Annotated in this window: 19 protein-coding genes; 8 read left to right on the top strand and 11 right to left on the bottom strand. The window is 66.8% G+C overall.

What is annotated here, in order from left to right; translation table 11 throughout:
* Positions 1 to 55 precede the first annotated feature (55 nt).
* The 3 genes from lspA to RZE79_RS24610 all read right to left on the bottom strand — a co-directional run bounded on the left by lspA (position 56) and on the right by RZE79_RS24610 (position 4583).
* The gene (gene lspA, locus RZE79_RS24620) at positions 56 to 571 is read right to left on the bottom strand and encodes a signal peptidase II (protein WP_062480914.1); all 516 of its coding nucleotides are present in this window, start codon (positions 569 to 571) and stop codon (positions 56 to 58) included.
* On the bottom strand, positions 571 to 3420 hold the full coding sequence (gene ileS, locus RZE79_RS24615; RefSeq protein ID WP_319357220.1) for an isoleucine--tRNA ligase: 2850 nt from the start codon (positions 3418 to 3420) through the stop codon (positions 571 to 573). The genes lspA and ileS overlap by 1 nt, the downstream gene beginning before the upstream one ends.
* 125 nt (positions 3421 to 3545) lie before the next feature.
* Positions 3546 to 4583: a bifunctional riboflavin kinase/FAD synthetase gene (locus RZE79_RS24610; protein ID WP_307694915.1), complete on the bottom strand. Its 1038-nt coding sequence runs from the start codon at positions 4581 to 4583 to the stop codon at positions 3546 to 3548.
* Between the two features lie 163 nt (positions 4584 to 4746).
* Here RZE79_RS24610 and RZE79_RS24605 point away from each other — a divergent pair, with 163 nt between their 5' ends.
* Positions 4747 to 5307: an HNH endonuclease gene (locus tag RZE79_RS24605; protein WP_099795431.1), complete on the top strand. Its 561-nt coding sequence runs from the start codon at positions 4747 to 4749 to the stop codon at positions 5305 to 5307.
* A gap of 34 nt (positions 5308 to 5341) precedes the next feature.
* Here the strand turns inward: RZE79_RS24605 and RZE79_RS24600 are convergent, their stop codons facing one another.
* The 4 genes from RZE79_RS24600 to RZE79_RS24585 form a co-directional block, all read right to left on the bottom strand.
* Complete coding sequence (locus RZE79_RS24600; RefSeq protein ID WP_319357219.1) at positions 5342 to 6127, bottom strand: enoyl-CoA hydratase; 786 nt, start codon at positions 6125 to 6127, stop codon at positions 5342 to 5344.
* Between the two features lie 7 nt (positions 6128 to 6134).
* Entirely contained in the window at positions 6135 to 7493 is a 1359-nt protein-coding gene (locus RZE79_RS24595; protein WP_319357218.1) for an alpha/beta fold hydrolase, read from the bottom strand.
* A 96-nt stretch (positions 7494 to 7589) separates the two neighbouring features.
* On the bottom strand, positions 7590 to 8705 hold the full coding sequence (locus RZE79_RS24590; protein WP_319357217.1) for an acyl-CoA dehydrogenase family protein: 1116 nt from the start codon (positions 8703 to 8705) through the stop codon (positions 7590 to 7592).
* Positions 8706 to 8717: 12 nt separating this feature from the next.
* Positions 8718 to 9899 (bottom strand): acyl-CoA dehydrogenase family protein, encoded by a 1182-nt coding sequence (locus tag RZE79_RS24585; RefSeq protein WP_062482930.1) that lies wholly within the window; start codon positions 9897 to 9899, stop codon positions 8718 to 8720.
* A gap of 163 nt (positions 9900 to 10062) precedes the next feature.
* Between RZE79_RS24585 and purN the strand changes: the two genes are divergently transcribed.
* Both purN and RZE79_RS24575 read left to right on the top strand, forming a co-directional pair.
* Positions 10063 to 10659 (top strand): phosphoribosylglycinamide formyltransferase, encoded by a 597-nt coding sequence (purN, locus tag RZE79_RS24580; RefSeq protein WP_153282356.1) that lies wholly within the window; start codon positions 10063 to 10065, stop codon positions 10657 to 10659.
* Positions 10660 to 10724: 65 nt separating this feature from the next.
* Positions 10725 to 11030: an I78 family peptidase inhibitor gene (locus RZE79_RS24575; RefSeq protein ID WP_373696503.1), complete on the top strand. Its 306-nt coding sequence runs from the start codon at positions 10725 to 10727 to the stop codon at positions 11028 to 11030.
* On the opposite strand, the gene RZE79_RS24570 is transcribed toward RZE79_RS24575, so the two are convergent.
* Complete coding sequence (locus RZE79_RS24570) at positions 11018 to 11266, bottom strand: DUF1653 domain-containing protein (RefSeq protein ID WP_101493167.1); 249 nt, start codon at positions 11264 to 11266, stop codon at positions 11018 to 11020. The genes RZE79_RS24575 and RZE79_RS24570 overlap by 13 nt on opposite strands.
* A 56-nt stretch (positions 11267 to 11322) precedes the next feature.
* Here RZE79_RS24570 and RZE79_RS24565 point away from each other — a divergent pair, with 56 nt between their 5' ends.
* The 3 genes from RZE79_RS24565 to RZE79_RS24555 all read left to right on the top strand — a co-directional run bounded on the left by RZE79_RS24565 (position 11323) and on the right by RZE79_RS24555 (position 15841).
* The gene (locus RZE79_RS24565; RefSeq protein ID WP_319357215.1) at positions 11323 to 13176 is read left to right on the top strand and encodes a M48 family metallopeptidase; all 1854 of its coding nucleotides are present in this window, start codon (positions 11323 to 11325) and stop codon (positions 13174 to 13176) included.
* Between the two features lie 43 nt (positions 13177 to 13219).
* Positions 13220 to 14491, top strand: coding sequence for an RsmB/NOP family class I SAM-dependent RNA methyltransferase (locus RZE79_RS24560; RefSeq protein ID WP_319357214.1), 1272 nt, complete (start codon positions 13220 to 13222; stop codon positions 14489 to 14491).
* A 135-nt stretch (positions 14492 to 14626) separates the two neighbouring features.
* Positions 14627 to 15841: a fatty acid desaturase gene (locus RZE79_RS24555; RefSeq protein WP_153282360.1), complete on the top strand. Its 1215-nt coding sequence runs from the start codon at positions 14627 to 14629 to the stop codon at positions 15839 to 15841.
* 172 nt (positions 15842 to 16013) lie between these two features.
* On the opposite strand, the gene rpmG is transcribed toward RZE79_RS24555, so the two are convergent.
* From rpmG to trxB, 3 genes are all read right to left on the bottom strand, one after another.
* Entirely contained in the window at positions 16014 to 16187 is a 174-nt protein-coding gene (gene rpmG / locus RZE79_RS24550; RefSeq protein WP_007830291.1) for a 50S ribosomal protein L33, read from the bottom strand.
* A gap of 11 nt (positions 16188 to 16198) precedes the next feature.
* Complete coding sequence (gene rpmB / locus RZE79_RS24545; protein ID WP_007830293.1) at positions 16199 to 16432, bottom strand: 50S ribosomal protein L28; 234 nt, start codon at positions 16430 to 16432, stop codon at positions 16199 to 16201.
* Positions 16433 to 16680: 248 nt separating this feature from the next.
* On the bottom strand, positions 16681 to 17631 hold the full coding sequence (gene trxB / locus RZE79_RS24540) for a thioredoxin-disulfide reductase (RefSeq protein ID WP_319357213.1): 951 nt from the start codon (positions 17629 to 17631) through the stop codon (positions 16681 to 16683).
* Positions 17632 to 17814: 183 nt separating this feature from the next.
* On the opposite strand from trxB, the gene RZE79_RS24535 reads away from it, so the two are divergent.
* Together RZE79_RS24535 and RZE79_RS24530 are read left to right on the top strand one after the other, a co-directional pair.
* Complete coding sequence (locus RZE79_RS24535; protein ID WP_153282362.1) at positions 17815 to 18489, top strand: Crp/Fnr family transcriptional regulator; 675 nt, start codon at positions 17815 to 17817, stop codon at positions 18487 to 18489.
* Between the two features lie 94 nt (positions 18490 to 18583).
* Positions 18584 to 21031, top strand: coding sequence for a DNA translocase FtsK 4TM domain-containing protein (locus tag RZE79_RS24530; RefSeq protein WP_319357212.1), 2448 nt, complete (start codon positions 18584 to 18586; stop codon positions 21029 to 21031).
* The last annotated feature ends 130 nt before the right edge of the window (positions 21032 to 21161 follow it).

Genomic DNA, 21161 nt, shown 5'->3' with positions numbered 1-21161 from the left:
GCAGCGCACGGCCCAAAGAGAAAGGGGCCCGAAGGCCCCTTGGTCGAGAACTGGCTTACTTGCCGCGCCGGACTCGCCGGATCTCGTCGACGATCAGGCAGATGGCCCCGAGCGTGATGGCGCTGTCCGCCGCGTTGAACGCCGGGAAGTACCAGTTGCCCCAGTGGAAGCTCAAAAAGTCGACGACGTAGCCGTGCATCATGCGGTCGACCACGTTGCCGATGGCACCGCCCAGGATGCAGGCCATCGCGAACGAGAAGAGCTTCTGGCCCGCGTGCGACCTCAGCATCCAGACGATGAAGATCGCCGCCGCCACGCCGATGGCCGTGAAGAACCAGCGCTGCCAGCCCGAGTGGTCGGCCAGGAACGAGAACGCGGCGCCCGTGTTGTGCGCGCGCACGACGTTGAAGAAGCTCGTCACGTAGGTCGCGTCGCCGAGCTTGTAGTAGCCCAGGATCAGCGTCTTCGTGAACTGGTCGATGATCACGATGATCGTCGCCAGCCCGAGCCAGGGCCAGATGCTGGCCCCGCGCGAACGCGAGGCCGACGAGGCGGAGCGTGCGGTCGCCATCAGGCCACGCTGCGCGATTCGCCCGCGCCGAACAGGTTGCTCGTGCACCGGCCGCAGAGGGTCGGGTGCGCCGCGTCGTGGCCCACGTCCTCGCGGTAGTGCCAGCAGCGTTCGCATTTCTGCGCGGTGCTGGGCGTGACCACGGTCGACAGGGTGTCGCCCGCCGCCAGCGCCACGGCCGAGGCGATGAACACGAACTTCAGGTCGTCGCCCAGCGAGCCCAGCAGCGCGAGGTCGTCGGCCGGCGCGTTCAGCTGCAGGGTGGCCTGCAGCGACGAGCCGACCTTGCCCTCGGCGCGCACCGCTTCGATGTCCTTGTTGACGCCGTCGCGGATCTCGCGGATGCGGCTCCACTTGGCGAGCAGTGCTTCGTCGGGTGCGGCGAACTGGCTGTAGGTCTGCGTGAAGATCGACTCGCCGGCCTTGCCGGTGCCCACGATCTTCCAGGCCTCTTCGGCCGTGAAGCTCAGGAACGGCGCCATCCAGCGCAGCATCGCCTGCGAGATGTGCCACAGGGCCGTTTGCGCGCTGCGGCGCGCGAGCGAGCCGGGGGCCGTCGTGTAGAGGCGGTCCTTCAGGATGTCGAGGTAGAAGCCGCCCAGGTCTTCCGAGCAGTAGATCTGCAGCTTGGCCACCACCGGATGGAACTCGTACACCTGGTAGTGCGCAAGGATCTCGGCCTGGAACTGCGCCGCGCGCGACATCGCGTAGCGGTCGATCTCGAACAGCTGGTCGAGCGGCACGGCGTCTTTCGCGATGTCGAAGTCGCTGGTGTTCGCAAGCAGGAAGCGCAGCGTGTTGCGGATGCGGCGGTAGGCATCGACGACGCGCGCGAGGATCTTGTCGTCACCCGCGATGTCGCCCGAGTAGTCGCTCGCGGCCACCCACAGGCGGATGATTTCCGAGCCCAGCTTGTTGCTGATTTCCTGCGGGTCGATGCCGTTCTTGAGCGACTTGCTCATCTTGATGCCCTTGGCATCCACCGTGAAGCCGTGCGTGAGCAGGCCCTTGTACGGTGCGCGGTCTTCCAGCATGCAGGCGATCAGCAGCGACGAGTGGAACCACCCGCGGTGCTGGTCGTGGCCTTCGAGGTACAGGTCGGCTTCGGGGCCGGTCTCGTGGTGCACGTTGGGGTGCGTGCCGCGCAGCACGTGCGAGAAGGTCGAGCCCGAGTCGAACCACACCTCGAGGATGTCGGTGCTCTTGGTGTAGCTCGGTGCGTCTTCGGCGCCCAGGATCTCTTCGACGGTGACGCGGCTCCAGGCCTCGATGCCGCCCTTCTCGACGATGTCGGCGGCCTGGTCGAGGATCTCCATGGTGCGCGGGTGCAGCTCGCCCGAATCCTTGTGCAGGAAGAACGGGATCGGCACGCCCCAGCTGCGCTGGCGGCTGATGCACCAGTCGGGCCGGCCGGCGATCATGTCGTGCAGGCGGGCCTTGCCGTTCTCGGGGTAGAAGCTGGTCTGCTCGATGGCGTCGAGCGCGGTCTGGCGCAGCGTCTTGGGCGCCTTGTCCTTGGTGAACACGCCTTCGCCTTCGTCCATGCGCACGAACCACTGCGCGGCCGCGCGGTAGATCACCGGCGTCTTGTGGCGCCAGCAGTGCGGGTAGCTGTGGGTGATGGTCTCGGTGGTCAGCAGGCGGTTGGCGTCGCGCAGCGCGGCGATGATCACCGGCACGGCCTTCCAGATGTTCTGGCCGCCGAACAGCGGGAAATCGGGCGCGTAGCTGCCGTTGCCCTGCACCGGGTTCAGGATGTCGTCGTACGCCACGCCGTGGGCGATGCAGGAGTTGAAGTCGTCCACGCCGTAGGCAGGCGACGAGTGCACGAGGCCGGTGCCGTCGGTGGCCGTGGCGTAGTCGGCCAGGTACACGGGCGACAGGCGCTGGTAGCCCGCATCGACGTCGTACAGCGGGTGTTCGAATTCGAGCCCGCCGAGCTTCTCGCCCTTGACCGTGGCCAGCACCTTGCCGTCGAGCGCGTAGCGCGTCATGCACATCTCGACCAGCGAGTTGGCCAGGATCAGCAGGCCGCGCTCGGTATCGACCAGCGAGTACTCGAGCTCGGGGTTGAGGTTGATCGCCTGGTTGGCCGGGATGGTCCACGCGGTGGTGGTCCAGATCACGGCGAAGATGTCGCCGAGGATCGTGTGGTCGGTGCCGAAGGCCTTGAGCACATTCTCGCGCTCATGCGCCTTGAAGGCCACGTCGATGGTCTGGCTCTTCTTGTCGGCGTATTCGATCTCGAACTCGGCCAGCGAGGAGCCGCAGTCGAAGCACCAGTACACGGGCTTGAGGCCCCGGTACACGAAGCCGCGCTCGATCACGCGCTTGAACGCGCGCAGCTCGCCGGCTTCATTGGCGAAGTCCATCGTCTTGTAGGGATGGTCCCATTCGCCCAGCACGCCCAGGCGCTGGAAGTCGACCATCTGCTGGGCGATCTGCTCGGTGGCGTAGGCGCGGCTCTTGGCCTGCATCTCGTCGCGGCTCAGGTTGCGGCCGAACTGCTTTTCGATGGCGTTCTCGATCGGCAGGCCGTGGCAGTCCCAGCCGGGCACGTACAGCGCGTCGAAGCCTTCGAGCTGGCGCGCCTTGGTGATCATGTCCTTGAGGATCTTGTTCACCGCGTGACCCATGTGGATCTGGCCGTTGGCGTACGGCGGGCCGTCGTGCAGGATGAACTTGGGCGCGCCGTGGCGGGCGTCGCGCAGGCGGTGGTAGCGGCCTTCGTCGTTCCATTCTTTCACCCAGCCCGGTTCGCGCTTGGGCAGGTCGCCGCGCATCGGAAAGGGGGTGTCGGGCAGGTTCAGCGTGGAACGGTAATCTTTGGGGGAAGCAGCGTCAGACATGTTGGGTGCGGCGAAACAGAGGGGGCTTCGACAGGCTCAGCCCGAACTGCATTGAGCGGTCGGTGCGGAAGATATAGCCGTTCGCCCTGAGCTTGTCGAAGGGCGGCAGCACGGGGCGTGCAGGGCTAAATTCGGTCGCGCGTGGTCTGGCGGTGGGTCTCGGCGTGGGTCGATGCGAAGAACGCGCGTGCGTCGCGGCCATCCTTCGCGATGCCCGCAGTGAGGGCCTCGAGGCTGGTGTAGCGCAATTCGTCGTGCAGTTTGTGCAGGAGTTCCACGCGCACGATTTTACCGTAGGCCCCTTCGGCCCCCAGATGCGAGGGCCACTCCAGGCAATGCGTCTCGAGCAACACGCGTCCGGCGTTGACGTCGTTGGCGTCCAGCGAGGGCCGCACGCCGAGGTTGGCCACCCCGGGCAGCGGCTGGTCGGCCAGGCCATGCACCAGCACCGCGAAGATGCCGCTGGCGGCCGGTTTCCAGTGCTTGAAGCGCAGGTTGAGGGTGCGAAAGCCGTCGTCCTTGCCCGGCGACGAAGCGCCCAGCGCCCGGCCCAGCTTGCGGCCATGGACCACGTGGCCCGAGATCGTGTACGGGCGGCCCAGCAGGGTGTGGGCGTCGGCCATGCGGCCTTCGGCCAGCGCCTCGCGCACGGCCGAGCTGGACACGCGCAGGCCGTGCACCTCGTAGCTGTTCATGCGCGCGACGTCGAAACCGTGCGTTTCACCGGCCGCATCGAGCATGGCGTAGTCGCCGGCACGCTTGGCGCCGAAGCGGAAGTCGTCGCCCACCAGCACATAGCGCGCGCCCAGGCCGTCGATCAGCACGTTCTGGATGAAGGCCTCGGGCGACTGGGACGCCAGCCGGCCGTCGAAGGGCAACACGATGGTCTGGTCGACGCCGCAGGCCGCCAGCTCGGTCAGCTTGTCGCGCAGCGTGCCGATGCGGGCCGGGGCCAGGTCGGGTTTCTTGGTGACGGCGGCGAAATAGTCGCGCGGGTGCGGCTCGAAGGTCAGCACGCAACTGGGCAGCCCGCGATGGCGGGCCTCGGTCTGCAACAACGCCAGCATGGCCTGGTGGCCGCGGTGAACGCCGTCGAAATTGCCGATCGTGAGGGCGCAGGCCGGAGCCACGCCCGGGTGTCGGAAGCCGCGGAAAACCTGCATGGGAGAGTATCTTTTTGATAGCGCCTGACGCCCGTCGAATGGGCAAATCAGGCCGATTTGTCACAAAGCCGGTATATTGTGACGCAGTGGTGGGTCGGCGTGCGTCGCCGATGCACCCCGAGTCTCTGGTCTCTGCGTGGTTTTCTCGTTCGAGGAGGCGTGTGTGAAGGTCTTGAAGCTGTCGGCCCAAGGGCTGCCCCAGTCATGGATATCGCTGGAACAGGCGGTGATCCACTACGCAGCGGACGAAGTTCGCTGGGAAGTGGGCGCGCAGGTGGCCGTGTTCCGTGGCGGCCACAACGCGGTCACCGGTGAGCAGTCGCAGATCGCGATCAACAGCATCATCGGCACCAAGGGCGTGCCCCGCATCAACCCCTTCGCGCAGCGCCCGGGCCTGACCAACAGCAAGCTGTTCTCGCGCGACCGCAACGTCTGCGCCTACTGCGGCGGCCATTTCCACGAAGACGAACTCACGCGCGAGCACATCATTCCGTTCGCGCAGCGCGGCATCGACACCTGGATGAACGTGGTCACGGCCTGCAAGCCCTGCAACCACCGCAAGAGCAGCCGCACGCCCGAGCAGGCGAACATGCCGCTGCTGTATGCGCCGTATGTGCCCAGCCTGTGGGAAGACTTCATCCTGCGCAACCGCCGCATCCTGGCGGACCAGATGGAGTTTTTGATGGCGCACCTGCCGCAATCGTCCCGGTTGCACGACATCTGAAAACGAAAAAGAGGCCCTCGGCCTCTTTTTCATTTCAGCCCTTCCAGGCCGGCGGCCGCTTCTCGATGAAGGCCTGCACGCCTTCCAGCGCACTCTCGTCCATCATGTTGCAGGCCATCGTCTGGCTGGCGTCGGCCAGCGCAGCCTCGATGCCGGTCTCGAGCTGGCGATAGAACAGCGCCTTGCCCAGCGCGAGCGCCGTGCGGGGCTTGGCGACGATGCTGGACACCAGCGCCTCGACCGCGGCGTCGAGCCCTTCGAGCGGCGCGACCCGGTTGACCAGGCCTTTCTCGCGCGCGTCTTCGGCGCAGATGAATTCGCCCGTCACCAGCATCTCGAAGGCTTCCTTGCGCCCGAGGTTGCGCGACAGCGTGACGCCGGGCGTGGCGCAGAACAGCCCCACGTTGACGCCGCTGACGGCAAAGCGTGCATCGCTGGCGGCCACGGCCAGGTCGCACACCGCGACCAGCTGGCAGCCTGCCGCGGTCGCAATGCCGTGCACGCGCGCGATCACCGGCACGGGCAGCCGCTGGATCGACAGCATCATCGCGCCGCACCGGTCGAACAGCTGCTGGTAGTAGCCGAGCGACGGTTCGGCGCGCATCTCCTTCAGGTCGTGGCCTGCGCAGAAGGCCTTGCCCGCGGCAGAGATGACGACGGCGCGCACGGTCTCATCGGCGGCGACGGACCCGAGCGATTGCTCGAGCGCGCCCAGCATGCCTTCGGAAAGCGCGTTGAAGGCGGCGGGGCGGTTCAACGTGAGCGTGACCACGCCGCGCGCGTCGCGTGCCGTCAGGACAAAGGGGGACGTGTCGTTCATGGCCGGCTCAATAAGTCAGCTCGAGCACCGTCGTGTGCCCTTGCGCGGCGGGCCAGCTCTGGCCGGTGAGGCGCTCGCCGTTGAACTCGGCGCTGACCGTGCGCTGCGGCGCGCCGGCCGCGACGCGCAGCCGCGAGGTCGACTGTCCTGCGCCCTGGGCCGGCACGCCGGCGGGCGGGCTCTGGCCGTCGAATTGCATCGTGTCGCGCTGCGCATCGAAGTAGCCGCGCGGACGCGTGAAGACGACCACTGCACCCGCACCGCTTTCGGCCGGCGCCAGGCGCTCGGGCCGCAGGTTGACGAAGCCGCTGCTGCGCACGAACGGGCTGCGGTAGATGTGCGTGGTGCCCTGGCCGGGCACGTCGAGCACGAACTCGTAGCGCGCCGTCGGCTGCGCGCTGAACGGGCCCCAGCGGCCGTCGGCGCCGACCGTCTGCTGGTGCGCCGCCTCGCCGCGCCGTGCGCCCGAGGCCGGATCGACCGCAAAGACCGTGACACGCGCGCCGGTCAGCGCGAGGTTGTCCGCGCCGATCGCGCGGCCGTTGAGCACGACCTTCGATTCCGGCGCGACCGCCGTGCTGGCGGGTGGCTGGCCAGTGAGGAAGCGCCAGGTCGCTGCGAAGGCGGCGGGCGAGAACGAGGTCTCGCGGTGGTCCACGCGCGGCAGCACGAGATTGGTCGCGCCCTTGAGTGCCGGCCCGTCGAAGCCGATGTTGGTCGGCTGGCCCGGCGCGCCGATCCACAGGCCGTCGGGCTGGGCGTACTTGTCGTTGCTGTCCGAGCGCAGCGTGAGCCACTGCACGCCGGGCGTGACCTCGTCGCCGTTCGGGCCCTTGGGCGCATTGAGCTGCTGCATGAAGGCCGAGAGCCCCGAGAACTCGTTGTTCTCCCGCAGGCCCTTCACCTTCCAGATGCCGTGCGCGGGGTTGCCGCCGAGCACCACGTGGCTCACCACGGCCGCGCCGCCACCGTTCTGCACGTAGTTGCGGATGGTGTTGCCGCCGCGCGAATTGCCGATGAGCACCACCTTGGGCGCGCCCGTGGCTTTCAGCACCTTCTCGACCTCGGCGCGCAGGAACGCGGCCGACTCGGTGGTGGAACTGCGCCCCGACTGGGCCACGGCGTCGTCGTCGCGGGCCAGGGGATTCGGTTGGTCGACGGCAAACAACCGCTCGCGCGGCCAGCCGTTCGATTCGAAGCGCCAGACCGTGGTCTGCCACAGCGCCGCCGAGTCGCCGTTGCCATGCATGAAGACGATGGGCGGGCGCTCGGTGGAAGAGGGCGTGGAGGTCGCGCAGGCGGTCAGCAAGGTGACGGCGGCGGTTCCGGCAAGGGCCAAGGCAAGCAGGGTGCGGCGGGAAGGCATGTCTGTCTCTCTCCTGGCAAGGGGCTCGGGCCCCACAAGTGAAAACGCCCGCCGGCGCAAGGCGGGCGGGCGTTGGATGCTATCGACAAACAGCCGTCAGGCGAAGACGCCTGCGGTGTCCTCCATGCGTGCCGACACTTCGCCCAGGTGGTGCAGCGTGTCGCCGAAAGTCAGCTCAAGCTGCGTGAGCTTGCGGAAGTAGTGGCTGCCGATGTATTCGTCGGTCACCCCGATGCCGCCATGCAGCTGCACCGAGTTCGCGGCAACGTAGCGCATCGACGTGCCGAGCTGGTACTTGGCGCGGGCCAGCGCCTGGCGGCGTTCGTCGGCCGGGGCGTTGAGCTTGAGCGTCGCGTAGTAGCTCATCGAGCGTGCCAGTTCCAGCTGCATCTTCATGTCGGCGATGCGGTGGCGCAGCGCCTGGAAGCTGGCGATGACCACGCCGAACTGCTTGCGCTGGTTCATGTAGTCGATCGTGACGTCGAGCGTCTTGTCGAGCACGCCGACCGCTTCGGCGCAGGTGGCGGCAATGCCGACATCCACCGCGTATTCGAGCGCGGTCAGGCCGTCGGCCGTGACCAGCGTGGCGTCGGCCTTGTCGAACACCACTTCGGCCGCGCGGCCGCCGTCCTGCGTGCCGTAGCCGCGGGCTTCGACGCCGCTGGCGCTGCGCTCGACCAGGAAGAGGGCGATCTTGCCGTCGACCTTGGCGGGCACGAGGAAGGCGTCGGCTTCGTCGCCCACGGGCACGACGCTCTTGGCGCCGGTCAGCGAGTAGCCGTTGCCCGACTTGATGGCGGTGGCATCGCACACGTCGAGGCGGTAGCGCGCCTTGCGCTCCTGGTAGGCCAGCACCACGAGGGCCTGGCCGCCGGCGATGCGCGGCAGCCAGTTGTCCTTGGTGGCCGCGTCGGCGTAGCCGCCGAGCACGGCGCCGGCGATCAGCGTCTGCGCGAAGGGCTCCAGCACGATGCCGCGGCCCAGTTCTTCCATCACGACCATGCCGGCCACCGGGCCCATGCCCAGGCCGCCGTCGTCTTCGCTGATGTACAGGCCGCCCAGGCCGAGCTCGGCCAGTTCGTCCCACGCCTCGCGCGAGAAGCCGCCCTTGGCCTCGATGCCGCGACGGCGCTCGAAGTCATAGCCCTTGTCGACCCACTTGCGAACGGCGTCGCGCAGCTGGTCCTGGTCTTCCGAAAAATTGAAATCCATGTTGGTGTCTCCTCAGCCCAGGACGGTTTGCGCCACGATGTTGCGCTGCACTTCGTTCGAGCCGCCGTAGATCGTGGTCTTGCGCATGTTGAAGAAGGTCGATGCCAGCGGTGCCAGCGCCGGGTTGCCGCCGGGGAAGTTGCCCTGCCAGCCGGCTTCCATGGCTTCGCGGATCAGCGGCAGCGAGTACGGGCCGCCGGCCAGCATCATCAGCTCGGCGTAGCGCTGCTGGATCTCGCTGCCGCGGATCTTCAGGAGGCCGGCCACGTCCAGCGAGTTCTTGCCCGAGGTGGCGGCCGAGAGCACGCGCAGCACCATCATCTCGAGGGCGACGATGTCGACTTCGAGCTTGGCGATCTCGTCGCGGAAGCGCAGGTCGTCGTACACGCCTTCGCTCTTGGCGATGCGCTTCAGGCGCTCGAGTTCGCGCTTGGCGCGGTTCACGTCGGCGATGTTGGTGCGCTCGTGCGAGAGCAGGTGCTTGGCGTAGGTCCAGCCCTTGTTCTCTTCGCCGATCAGGTTTTCGGCGGGCACTTCGACGTTGTCGAAGAACACCTCGTTCACCTCGACGCCGCCGTCGATCAGCTTGATCGGGCGCACGGTGACGCCGGGCGATTTCATGTCCAGCAGCAGGAAGCTGATGCCGGTCTGGGGCTTGCCTTCGTTGCTGGTGCGCACGAGGTTGAACATCCAGTCGCCGTGCTGGCCGAGCGTGGTCCAGGTCTTCTGGCCGTTGACGATGTACTTGTCACCCTTGCGTTCGGCCTTGGTCTTGACGGAGGCCAGGTCGGAACCCGAGCCGGGTTCGCTGTAGCCCTGGCTCCACCAGACTTCGCCGCTGGCGATGCCGGGCAGGAAGCGCTTTTGCTGCTCGGCGTTGCCGAAGGCCATGATCACCGGGGCCACCATGACGGGGCCGAAGGGGATGATGCGCGGCGCGCCGGCGAGGGCGGTTTCTTCCTCGAACAGGTGGCGCTGCACGGCGGTCCAGCCGGGGCCGCCGAATTCCTTGGGCCAGCCGTAGCCCAGCCAGCCCTTCTTGCCGAGGATCTTGGCCCAGCCTTGCAGATCGTCGCGCGTCAGTTCGAGCGCGTTGTGCACCTTGTGCGAAATCTCCTGGGGGAGGTTGTCCTTGACCCATGCGCGAACTTCTTCGCGGAACTTCTGTTCTTCGGGTGTGAAGCTCAAATCCATGCGTGCCTCGCTGTGTTGATCGGTCCACCGCAGACGCGGGGTGTCTCCGGAATTGCGAGTTTTAGCACGGTCGTGCTGCGATCCGGTGTCCGCGTCGCGACAAGCCCGCCGGCGTGTGGGGCGGCGGAAGGCGTCGGCGGGGCACGGATAATCCCGGCCTCCCATGAAGAACATCGTGATCCTGATCTCCGGCGGCGGCTCGAACATGGCGGCCATCGTGCGCGCCGCCGAGCGCGACCGCTGGGCCGAGCGCTTCGGCGCGCGCATTGCCGCCGTCATCAGCAACAAGCCGGAGGCCGGCGGGCTGGCGCTGGCCAGGTCGCACGGCATCGCGACCGCCGTGGTGCCGCACCAGGCCTTCGACAGCCGCGAGGCCTTCGACGCCGCGCTGGCCGAGGCGGTCGACGCCCACGCGCCGGCGCTGGTGGTGCTGGCGGGCTTCATGCGCATCCTGACGCCGGGCTTCGTGGCGCGTTACGCCGGGCGGCTGGTGAACATCCATCCGTCGCTGCTGCCGGCGTTTCCGGGGCTGCACACGCACCAGCGCGCCATCGATGCGGGTTGCAAGGTGGCCGGGGTGACGGTGCACCAGGTCACGGCCGAGCTCGACCACGGGCCGATCCTGGCCCAGGCCGTGGTGCCGGTGCTGCCCGACGACACGGCCGCCACGCTGGCCGGCCGGGTGCTGTCGCAGGAGCACCTGCTGTATCCGCGTGCCATCGCTGGATGGCTTTTGGATACATTGAGTCACAAACCTTAAAGTTGTTTATATTCGCGGGTTTTCGGGAGCACAGAACTTTGAAAACCCAATCGCTACTGCTGACGATGGCCACCGCGGCCCTGCTGGCCGCCTGCGCCGCCCCGGCCCCCGCGCCGGCACCGGGCAGCGCCGCTGCCGCTGCGCCCGCTGCGCCGGCCGAGCCCGTCTTCCAGTGCAACGCCGAAGGCGCCCGCTTTGCCGTGGGCCAGCAGGTCACGCCTCAGCTCGAGGCCGCCGCGCGCGCACGTGCCGGCGCCGGCACGGTGCGGGTGCTCAAGCCCAATCAGGCGGTCACGATGGAACTCAACGCCGGCCGGCTCAACCTCAGCGTGGACGCGCGTGGCCGCGTCAAGGACGTTCACTGCGGCTGAGCGTCGATCGGGGTGAACCGGCGTTGCGGCCGGCCCTCGATCTCGATGGTTTCTTCGAACATCGCGGCGGGCCGGACCCACAGGCCGCGGGCACCGTAGAGGGCGCGGTACAGCGTCATCGGCTCCAGCGTTTCGCTGTGGCGCACGGTGCCGATCACGTCGTACTCGCCGCCCTTGTAGTGGCGGTAGCGACCAGGGGGCGTTTCGATCAGGGGAGGGAGGTCTTCGTCGTTCAACGGGGCACTTCTTTCTTCGAATAACAACTGTCGGATGTGTATTTGACGGGAGTCGGATGGACCGTGCGGATTTTGTTCACCTGGTTCGCCTGAGCGAGCACGCAAGTGCGGACGACAGTGCGCGCTACCGGCGTGGCGTCGCGGCGTTTGCCGCGCTCGGCTACCTCTGGGTGCTGGCCTGCCTCGGCCTGGCGGTGGGCATTGTGGCCTGGGTGGTCGTGTCGGTGGCCGGGGGGCACTTCAACTTCACCCGCGGCTGGCTGCTGCTGTTCGCGCTGGGCCTGTTCTGGGCGACCCTGCGCGCGCTCTGGGTGCATTTCGACGAGCCCGACGGCGAACCGCTCACACGCGCCGACGCGCCCGGGTTGTTCGAGGCGCTGGACCGCATCCGCGAGCGCATCAAAGGGCCGCCGGTGCACCGCGTCTACCTGGACGAGAACTTCAACGCCAGCATCAGCCAGGTGCCGCGCTTCGGCCTGTTCGGCGGCGCGCTCAACTCGCTGAGCATCGGCCTGCCGTTGCTGATGATGCTGGACCGGCAGCGGCTGCTGTCGGTGCTGGCCCACGAATACGGGCATCTGCGTGGCAACCACGGCCGCCTGAGCGCCTGGATCTACCGCACGCGGCTGTCGTGGCTGCGCCTGGATGCCAGCCTGCAGCGCGACGAGGGCGTGATGGCGCTGGTGTCGCAGGCCTTCTTCCGCTGGTACTTTCCGCGCTTTGCCGCCAAGACCTTCGCGCTGGCCCGCCAGGACGAGTACGAGGCCGACCGCATCTCGGGCCGGCTGCTCGGCACCGCGGTGGCCGCGGCCGCGCTCACCGAAGTGGCCATCAAGGGCAACTGGTACGCCAGCGAGTTCTGGCCCTGGCACTGGGCGCGCGCCGAGCGCGAGCCGCTGCCGCCCGGCCCGTTCGCCGCGCTGCGGCAGCGCGCCCGCACGCCGCCGAGCGAGGAGTTCGCGCGCCAGGCGCTGCGCGAGGCGATGCGCCGCGTCAGCGATCTGGACGACACCCACCCGGTGCTGCGCGACCGGCTGGAAGCGCTGAATCAGAAGGCGGCGCTGCCGGCCTGGTCGCAGCGGCCCGCGCTCGACATGCTGGCCGACAAACACAAGTGGATCTCGCATTTCGACAACGCCTGGCGCCGCGCCCACGCCGCCGACTGGAAGCAGCACCACGCGCACCGGTCGCGCATCCGCGAGCGCATCGCCGTGCTGGCGGCCCGCGGCGAGCGCAACACGCCCGACGAGATGGTCGAGTGGGCCGACGCCGAGCGCCGGCTCGACCCGGCGGCGCCGGTGCGCGCGCGCTACGAAAGCGCACTGCGGATCGCGCCGGACCATCCGGGCGCCCTGCGTGGGCTGGCCCAGATGCTGCCCGTGCGCGAGCGCGCCGAGCGCCTGGCGGTGCTCGAGCGGCTGCACCAGTCGGGCGTGGCCAGCCGCTGGTGGGCGGCCAAGAACGCCGTCGCCTCGCTTGAAGATCCCGAGGCGGGGCCGCACGACGAGCGGGGACTCAAGCTGTGGCGCGCGCGGCTCAAGGAGGCGGAGGAGGCCGAGGCGCGCGCCTGGGAAGAGATCACCGACACGCCGTTCTTCAGCCAGATTTCGCGCCACGACCTGAACGACCATGAACTGGGTGAACTGCGTGCCGACATCGTGCGCTGCCTGCCCGTGTCGCGGCTGTGGGTGGTGCGCAAGAACCTGCGCGAGTTCGCATGGCGGCGGGCGTACATCGTGTTCGTCGAGGTGCCGGGGCTCGGCGACGAAGACCGCTGGCACCTGTGCCGCGAGCTCGAGCAGACGCTGACCCTGCCGGGCGCGGCGCTGGTGCTCTGGGCGGGGCATTCGCCCACGCTGGAAGACATCGAGCGGCAGGCCTTCGGAACCGTCTGGGTGCGCGGCGCCTGAGGCGTTTGGGCCGCGAGGCCGGCCGGCTGAGACAATCGGGGCTATGCATCCCAAAGCCCTGTTGGAGGCCACCGCCGATCTGGTCGGCCTGGTCCTGAAATTCGATCACCCGGCCGACCAGGTCGTTTCGCGCTTTTTCCGCGACCACCGCGAGTTCGGCCCGCGCGAGCGCGCGACGCTCGCCGAGACCGTCTACACCGTGCTTCGCAAGAAGCTGCTGTTCGATCACCTGTCGCCCTCGGGCAGCGGGTCGAAGGAGCGCCGCATGGCGATCCTGGGCTTTCACGGCCCGCGCGACTTCCTGAAGAGCGCACTCAACGACACCGAGAAGCGCTGGCTCGACAACTGCGACGCCGTCAAACCCGACGACCTGCTCGAACGCCATCGCCACAACCTGCCCGAATGGCTGGTCGCGCCGCTGAAGGCACAGCTGGGCGACGGCTTCTGGCCGATGGTCGAAAGCCTGCAGCAACCCGCACCGCTTGATCTGCGCGTCAATGCATTCACCGACAAGCGGGCCGAAGTGAAGGCGGAGCTTGCGAAGGCTGCTATCAAATCGGTAGTGACGCCGTTCTCGCCCTGGGGGCTGCGCATCGAGGGCAAGCCCGCGCTGACCAAGCTCGACGCGTTCGTCCGCGGCGCCATCGAGGTGCAGGACGAAGGCTCGCAACTGCTGGCGCTGCTGCTGGACGCCAAGCGCGGCGAAATGGTGGTCGATTTCTGCGCCGGCGCCGGCGGCAAGACCCTGGCCATCGGCGCGACCATGCGCAACACCGGCCGGCTCTACGCCTTCGACACCTCGGCCCACCGCCTGGACGCGCTCAAGCCGCGGCTGGCGCGCAGCAAGTTGTCGAACGTGCACCCGGCCGCCATCGCCCACGAGCGCGACGACCGGGTCAAGCGCCTGGCCGGCAAGATCGACCGCGTGCTGGTCGACGCACCCTGTTCGGGGCTCGGCACCTTGCGCCGCAACCCTGACCTCAAATGGCGTCAATCGGCCAAGTCGGTGGCCGAACTGACGGCCAAGCAGACCGCCATCCTGCAAAGCGCGGCGCGGCTGGTGAAGTCGGGCGGCCGGCTGGTGTACGCCACCTGCAGCGTGCTGCCGGAGGAAAACGAGGCCATCGCCGAGGCCTTTGTCGCCGCGAACCCCGATTTCGAGCCCATCGACGCGGCGGAATTGCTCCAGAGCCTCAAGGTGGAGGGCGCCGAGACCCTCTGCGCGGGTGGGGAAGACGGCCGCCGCTACCTGCGGCTGTGGCCTCATCGCCACGCCACCGACGGCTTTTTTGCCGCCGTGTGGAACCGGAAATAGGGACGGGGCTCCAAACTAGGGTAAATCTGCGGTGTGACAAAAGGACAAAAGGCCTCGTTTTGGTCCTGACATCCTAAAATCGCGGGTTACTTACTGAAGGCTGCACCTTCGTGTGGCCATGGAGTACCTGACTCAATGATGCTTCCTGACTCCGCCGTTCTGAACGCGGTCATCCAATGGCTCGGACACGGCCTGTGGGACATTGCCTGGTGGCAAGTCGTGCTGTACACGCTCGTCACCACGCACATCACCATCGCGGCGGTGACGATCTTTCTGCACCGCACGCAGACGCACAAGGCGATGGACCTCGGTCCGATTCCCTCGCACTTCTTCCGTTTCTGGCTCTGGCTCGGCACCGGCATGGTGACGAAGGAATGGGTCGCCATTCACCGCAAGCACCACGCGAAGTGCGAAACCGCTGACGACCCGCACAGCCCGCAGGTCAAGGGCATCGACGAAGTCTTCTGGCGCGGCGCCGAGCTGTACCGCAAGGAATCGAAGAACAAGGAAACGATGGAGCGCTACGGTCATGGCACGCCCGATGACTGGATCGAGCGCAACCTGTACACGCGCTACAGCTGGCAAGGTGTGGGCCTGATGCTGGTGATCAACCTGGCGCTGTTCGGCGGGCTCGGCCTGACCGTGTGGGCGGTCCAGATGCTCTGGATCCCGATCACCGCCGCCGGCATCATCAACGGCATCGGCCACTACTGGGGCTACCGCAACTTCGAGGCGGCCGACGCCAGCCGCAACATCATGCCCTGGGGCCTGATCATTGGTGGCGAAGAGCTGCACAACAACCACCACACCTACCCGACTTCGGCCAAGTTCTCGGTCAAGAAGTACGAGTTCGACATCGGCTGGGTTTACATCCAGGTGTTCCAGAAGCTGGGCTGGGCCAAGGTCAAGAAGGTGCCGCCGAAGATGCTGATGGGCGACGTCCAGCCTGTGGCCAACGAGAAGACGCTCGAGGCCGTCATTGCCAACCGCTACGAAGTGATGGCCGGCTACGCCCGCGAAATGCGCCGTGCGACCAGCGAGGAAATCGAAGTGCTGAAGGCCAAGGGCGCCGACCTGTCGGTGCTCAAGGCGGCCAAGCGCTGGCTGCATCGCGACGACGACAAGGTGCCCGCCTCGGCGCGCACCCATCTGGTGCAAGCCCGTGCCGCGCACCCGGTGCTCGACAAGATGGTCACGATGCGCGAAGAGCTGCGTCAGCTCTGGCTGAACACCTCGCAATCGCGCGAGCAGCTGGCAGCCGATCTGGCGGCCTGGTGCCACCGTGCGGAAGCCAGCGGCATCGCCGGCTTGCGCGAGTTCTCGACCCGCCTGCGCGCTGCACGCGCCTGACCTAGAAAAGAGTGCCAGCGCCTCGCGCGCTGTTGCTCTTGCTCAATAGGGAATAAAGAAGCCGACCTGAGGGTCGGCTTTTTTGCGCCCGCCTTTTCTGCTTTTGCAAAAAACGACGGGCAATAAAAAACCCGCTGGGTGAGCAGCGGGTTTTTTGGGAGAGCAGGCTGAATTACTTCAGCTTGATTTCCTTGTATTCGACGTGCTTGCGCGCCTTGGGGTCGAACTTCATGATCGACATCTTTTCAGGCATCGTCTTCTTGTTCTTGCTCGTCGTGTAGAAGTGGCCGGTACCCGCGGTGGATTCCAGCTTGATCTTTTCGCGTCCGCCTTTGCTCGTTGCCATGATTCAGCTCCTTAAGCTTGGCCGCGGGCACGCAGGTCTGCGAGCACGGCATCGATACCGTTCTTGTCGATCAGGCGCAGTGCAGCGCTCGAAACGCGCAGGCGAACCCAGCGGTTTTCGGTCTCGACCCAGAAACGGCGGTATTGCAGGTTCGGCAGGAACCGGCGCTTGGTTTTGTTGTTGGCGTGGGAAACGTTGTTTCCGACCATCGGGCCTTTGCCCGTTACGTCGCATACGCGTGCCATGTGGACACTCTTTCTTGAACAGCTGGCACCGGCGCAATCAGGGCGATTGCAGGGTGTTTTGCAGCTTGACCTCGCCAGAAACGGGTGGCGGTACCCCGGATTTGCCGCAACCAGACTCCCGGTGGGAGGTGGCCCTATTTCGGCAAAGCCTCGGATTATAGCCCCTTCAGGGGCCGCAGGGCTGGCCGCGCCGCAGAAGCGGGAAACCGGGCCCGGCAGGACGGTGACCCCTCCCGCGGGGAAGGGTCTCAGTGTTCCTCGAGGAAGCGCTGCGCGTCGAGGGCGGCCATGCAGCCCGTGCCGGCGCTCGTGATGGCCTGGCGGTAGATGTTGTCCTGCACGTCGCCGGCCGCGAACACGCCGGGCACGCTGGTCATCGTCGCGAAACCCTTCAGGCCCGAGCGGGTCACGATGTAGTTGTCCTTCATTTCCAGCTGGCCCTGGAAGATGTCGGTGTTCGGGTGGTGACCGATCGCGATGAAGCAGCCCTTGAGCGTGATGTCTTCGGTGGCGCCGGTCTGCGCGTTCTTGATGCGGACGCCCGTCACGCCCGTGTCGTCGCCGAGCACCTGGTCGAGCTCGCTGTGCAGCTTCAGTTCGATCTTGCCTTCGGCCACTTTTTCCATGACCTTGTCGATCAGGATGGGCTCGGCGCGGAACTTGTCGCGGCGATGTACGAGCGTCACCTTGTTTGCGATGTTGGAGAGGTACAGCGCTTCTTCGACGGCCGTGTTGCCGCCGCCGATCACGCAGACCTCTTGCTCACGGTAGAAGAAACCGTCGCAGGTCGCGCAGGCGGAGACGCCGCGGCCCATGAATTTTTCTTCGGAATCCAGGCCGAGGTACTTGGCCGATGCGCCCGTGGCAATGATCAGCGAATCGCAGGTATAGGTGCCGCTGTCGCCCGTGAGCGTGAACGGGCGCTTGCTCAGGTCGACCTTGTTGATGTGGTCGAACACGATCTGCGTCTTGAAGCGTTCGGCGTGCTCGAGAAAGCGCTGCATCAGCTCCGGGCCCTGCACGCCGTGCACGTCGGCCGGCCAGTTGTCGACCTCGGTCGTGGTCATGAGTTGACCGCCTTGCGCGATGCCCGTGATGAGCAAAGGCTGGAGGTTGGCGCGTGCGGCGTAGACGGCGGCGGTGTAGCCGGCCGGGCCGGAGCCCAGAATGAGAACCTTGGCGTGTTGGGGTGCGGACATGAGTAGAAAACCTAGGATAGACGCTGCGTCAGCGTGTACATTTTCAGGGTGGTAGCGATACGTGGGGAGTATCACCGCCCGGTTCAACACCGGGTGCACGGTGTTTTCAATGCGCGCGATTGTAGTAATCCATGGGCTCGGCATCAGGATCACATCAGCGCGCTGTTTCAGGGATTGATACGAATGTCGATGCTGTCCAACCTTGAATTGCTTCGGCGCGTTCCATTGTTCGCGTCGTTGACGGCCTCGCAGTCCGCAAGCATTGCGGATGCGATCATCAAGAAGCGCTTCAAACGCGCCGAGGTCGTTGTAGAGCAGGGCAAGAAATCCGATGCGCTGTACATCATCCTGACCGGCCGCGCCCGCGTCACGAGCGCCGACAGCCGCGGCCGCGAGGTGATCCTGGCCACGCTGCATCCCGGCGACTATCTCGGCGAGATGAGCCTGATCGACGACGAGCCGCATTCGGCCACCGTGCGCACCGAAATCCAGTGCGACGTGCTCATGCTGGGCCGCGATGCCTTCGCGCGCTGCCTGCCCGAGAACTCCTCGATGGCCTACAACATCATGCGCGGCCTGGTGCAGCGCCTGCGCCACGCCGACCGCAAGATCGAATCGCTGGCGCTGATGGACGTGTATGGCCGCGTGGCCCGCGCGCTGCTCGAGTTCGCCAGCCAGGACGGCCTGGGCAATCTCAAGGTCCGCGACAAGATCTCCCGCCAGGACCTGGCCAAGATGGTCGGCGCCTCGCGCGAAATGGTGAGCCGTGTCATGAAAGACCTGGAAGAGCGCGGTTTCGTGCAGTCCCAGGAAGACGGCTCGGTGATCATCAAGGACCGGCTTCTGTCGCTGACCTGAGCCCATAGGCCGGGCGCTTTCGGCGCCCACGGCCTTTTGTTGTAGTGTTCGGGCGGCCGGCCTCCGTTTTTTCGGGCCGGACGCCGTGCTTTTCATGACCTATTCGCTTCATACGCTTCAATCGTCGTCCTCTTCTTCCGCTGCCGAAGGGCAACCCGTGCGCCTGCGCGCCCTGCGCTTCGCCCACGAAATCACCTTGATCGCCGGGTTCGCAGCCCTCCTGTTCTGGCTGCTGGCGATGCTGAGCTTCACCCCCTCCGATGCCGCCTGGTCGACCTCGGGCACGGGCGGTGAAATCAAGAACTGGGGCGGCCGCATCGGCGCCTGGCTGGCCGACGGCAGCTATTTCCTTGCCGGCTATTCCGTCTGGTGGTGCCTCGCGGCGGGCCTGCGCGCATGGCTCTCGTCGCTGGCCGGCTGGCTGCGCGGCGGTGAACCGACACCGGCGGTCGAGCAACCCCCGCGCGGTCGCTTCAACCGAAGCCGCCTCGCTTTCTGGTTCGGCCTGGTCCTGCTGCTGTGCGCGAGCGCGGTGCTCGAATGGTCGCGCCTGTACCGGCTTGAATCGCACCTGCCGGGTTCGGGCGGCGGCGCCCTCGGCTTCCTTGTGGGGCCGGCGAGCGTGCGCTGGCTGGGCTTCACGGGCTCGGCGCTGGTCGCCATCGCCGGCGGCGTGATCGGCTCGGCGCTGGTCTTCCGCTTTTCGTGGAGCCTGATTGCCGAGCGCATCGGTGCCCGTGCCTACTCGCTGTTCGAGTCGCGCCGTGAAAAGCGCGAAATGGCGGCCGACATCGCCATGGGCAAGCAGGCCGCACGCGAACGTGCCGGCGACGAGGAAGAGTTGGCGCCCGCGCCACGCGCCAAGAAAATGCGTCCCAGCAAAGAGACCGCGTTCGGCGAAGCGCTGGATCCGAGCTTCGACGACGAAGAGGAAGAGGTCGCGCCCAGGCGCCGCCCCGCATCGCCCCCCGTGCAGATCGAGCCCGCGATGACCGAGGTGCCCCGCAGCGACCGCGTCGTCAAGGAGCGCCAGAAGCCGCTCTTCAACGAACTGCCCGACAGCAAGCTGCCGCAGGTCGACCTGCTCGATGCCGCGCTGGTGCGCCAGGAAACGGTGTCGTCCGACACGCTCGAGATGACCTCGCGCATGATCGAGAAGAAGCTGAAAGACTTCGGCGTCGAGGTGCGCGTGGTGCTCGCCTCGCCGGGCCCCGTGATCACGCGCTACGAAATCGAGCCCGCCACCGGCGTCAAGGGCTCGCAGATTCTCGGCCTCGCCAAAGACCTCGCGCGCTCGCTCTCGTTGGTGTCGATCCGCGTGGTCGAAACGATCCCCGGCAAGAACTACATGGCGCTTGAACTGCCGAACGCCAAGCGCCAGTCGATCAAGCTCAGCGAAATCCTGGGCTCGCAGGTCTACAACGAAGGCAAGTCGATGCTCACGATGGGCCTCGGCAAGGACATCATCGGCAACCCCGTGGTGGCCGACCTCGCGAAGATGCCGCACGTGCTGGTGGCCGGTACGACCGGCTCGGGCAAGTCGGTCGGTATCAACGCGATGATTCTTTCGCTGCTCTACAAGGCCGAGGCACGCGACGTTCGCCTGCTCATGATCGACCCGAAGATGCTCGAAATGTCGGTCTACGAAGGCATTCCGCATTTGCTGGCGCCCGTGGTCACCGACATGCGCCAGGCGGCGCACGGCCTGAACTGGTGCGTGGCCGAGATGGAGCGCCGCTACAAGCTCATGAGCAAGCTCGGCGTGCGCAACCTGGCCGGCTACAACACCAAGATCGACGAAGCCAAGGCGCGCGAAGAGTTCATCTACAACCCCTTCAGCCTCACGCCCGACGATCCGGAACCGCTGCGCCGCGAGCCGCACATCGTCGTCATCATCGACGAGCTGGCCGACCTGATGATGGTCGTCGGCAAGAAGATCGAAGAGCTGATTGCCCGCCTCGCGCAGAAGGCCCGCGCCGCCGGCATCCACCTGATCCTGGCCACGCAGCGGCCCAGCGTCGACGTGATCACCGGCCTCATCAAGGCCAACATCCCCACGCGCATCGCGTTCTCGGTGGGCTCCAAGATCGACAGCCGCACCATCCTCGACCAGATGGGCGCCGAGGCGCTGCTGGGCATGGGCGACATGCTCTACATGGCCAGCGGCAGCGGCCTGCCGATCCGCGTGCACGGCGCCTTCGTGAGCGACGAGGAAGTGCATCGCGTGGTGGCCTACCTCAAGAGCCAGGGCGAGCCCGACTACATCGAGGGCGTGCTCGAAGGCGGCACGGTCGATGGCGACGGTGACGGCGACCTGCTGGGCGGCGGCGGCGATGCCGAAAAAGATCCGATGTACGACCAGGCGGTCGAGGTCGTGCTCAAGAACCGCAAGGCCAGCATCTCGCTGGTGCAGCGCCACCTGAAGATCGGCTACAACCGCGCCGCGCGCCTCGTCGAAGACATGGAAAAAGCCGGGCTCGTGAGCGCCATGAGCGGCAGCGGCCAGCGCGAGATCCTCGTGCCCGCGCGCCAAGCGGAGTGAGTCGCCGGCGCGCCACCGACGACCCCCATCGCCACCGCTGCAGGGCCGGTTACGTGCTGAGAGGCAATTTGCAAACGCGCACCGCTGCCGCTGCAAATCTTCATCAAAGCCTACAGATGCCGGCATCTGC

Source organism: Variovorax sp. EBFNA2 (genome assembly GCF_033802765.1).
Classification (GTDB): domain Bacteria; phylum Pseudomonadota; class Gammaproteobacteria; order Burkholderiales; family Burkholderiaceae_C; genus Variovorax; species Variovorax paradoxus_H.
The sequence above is the reverse complement of the archived record's forward strand: the minus strand, read 5'-3'. Positions and strand labels throughout refer to the sequence as shown.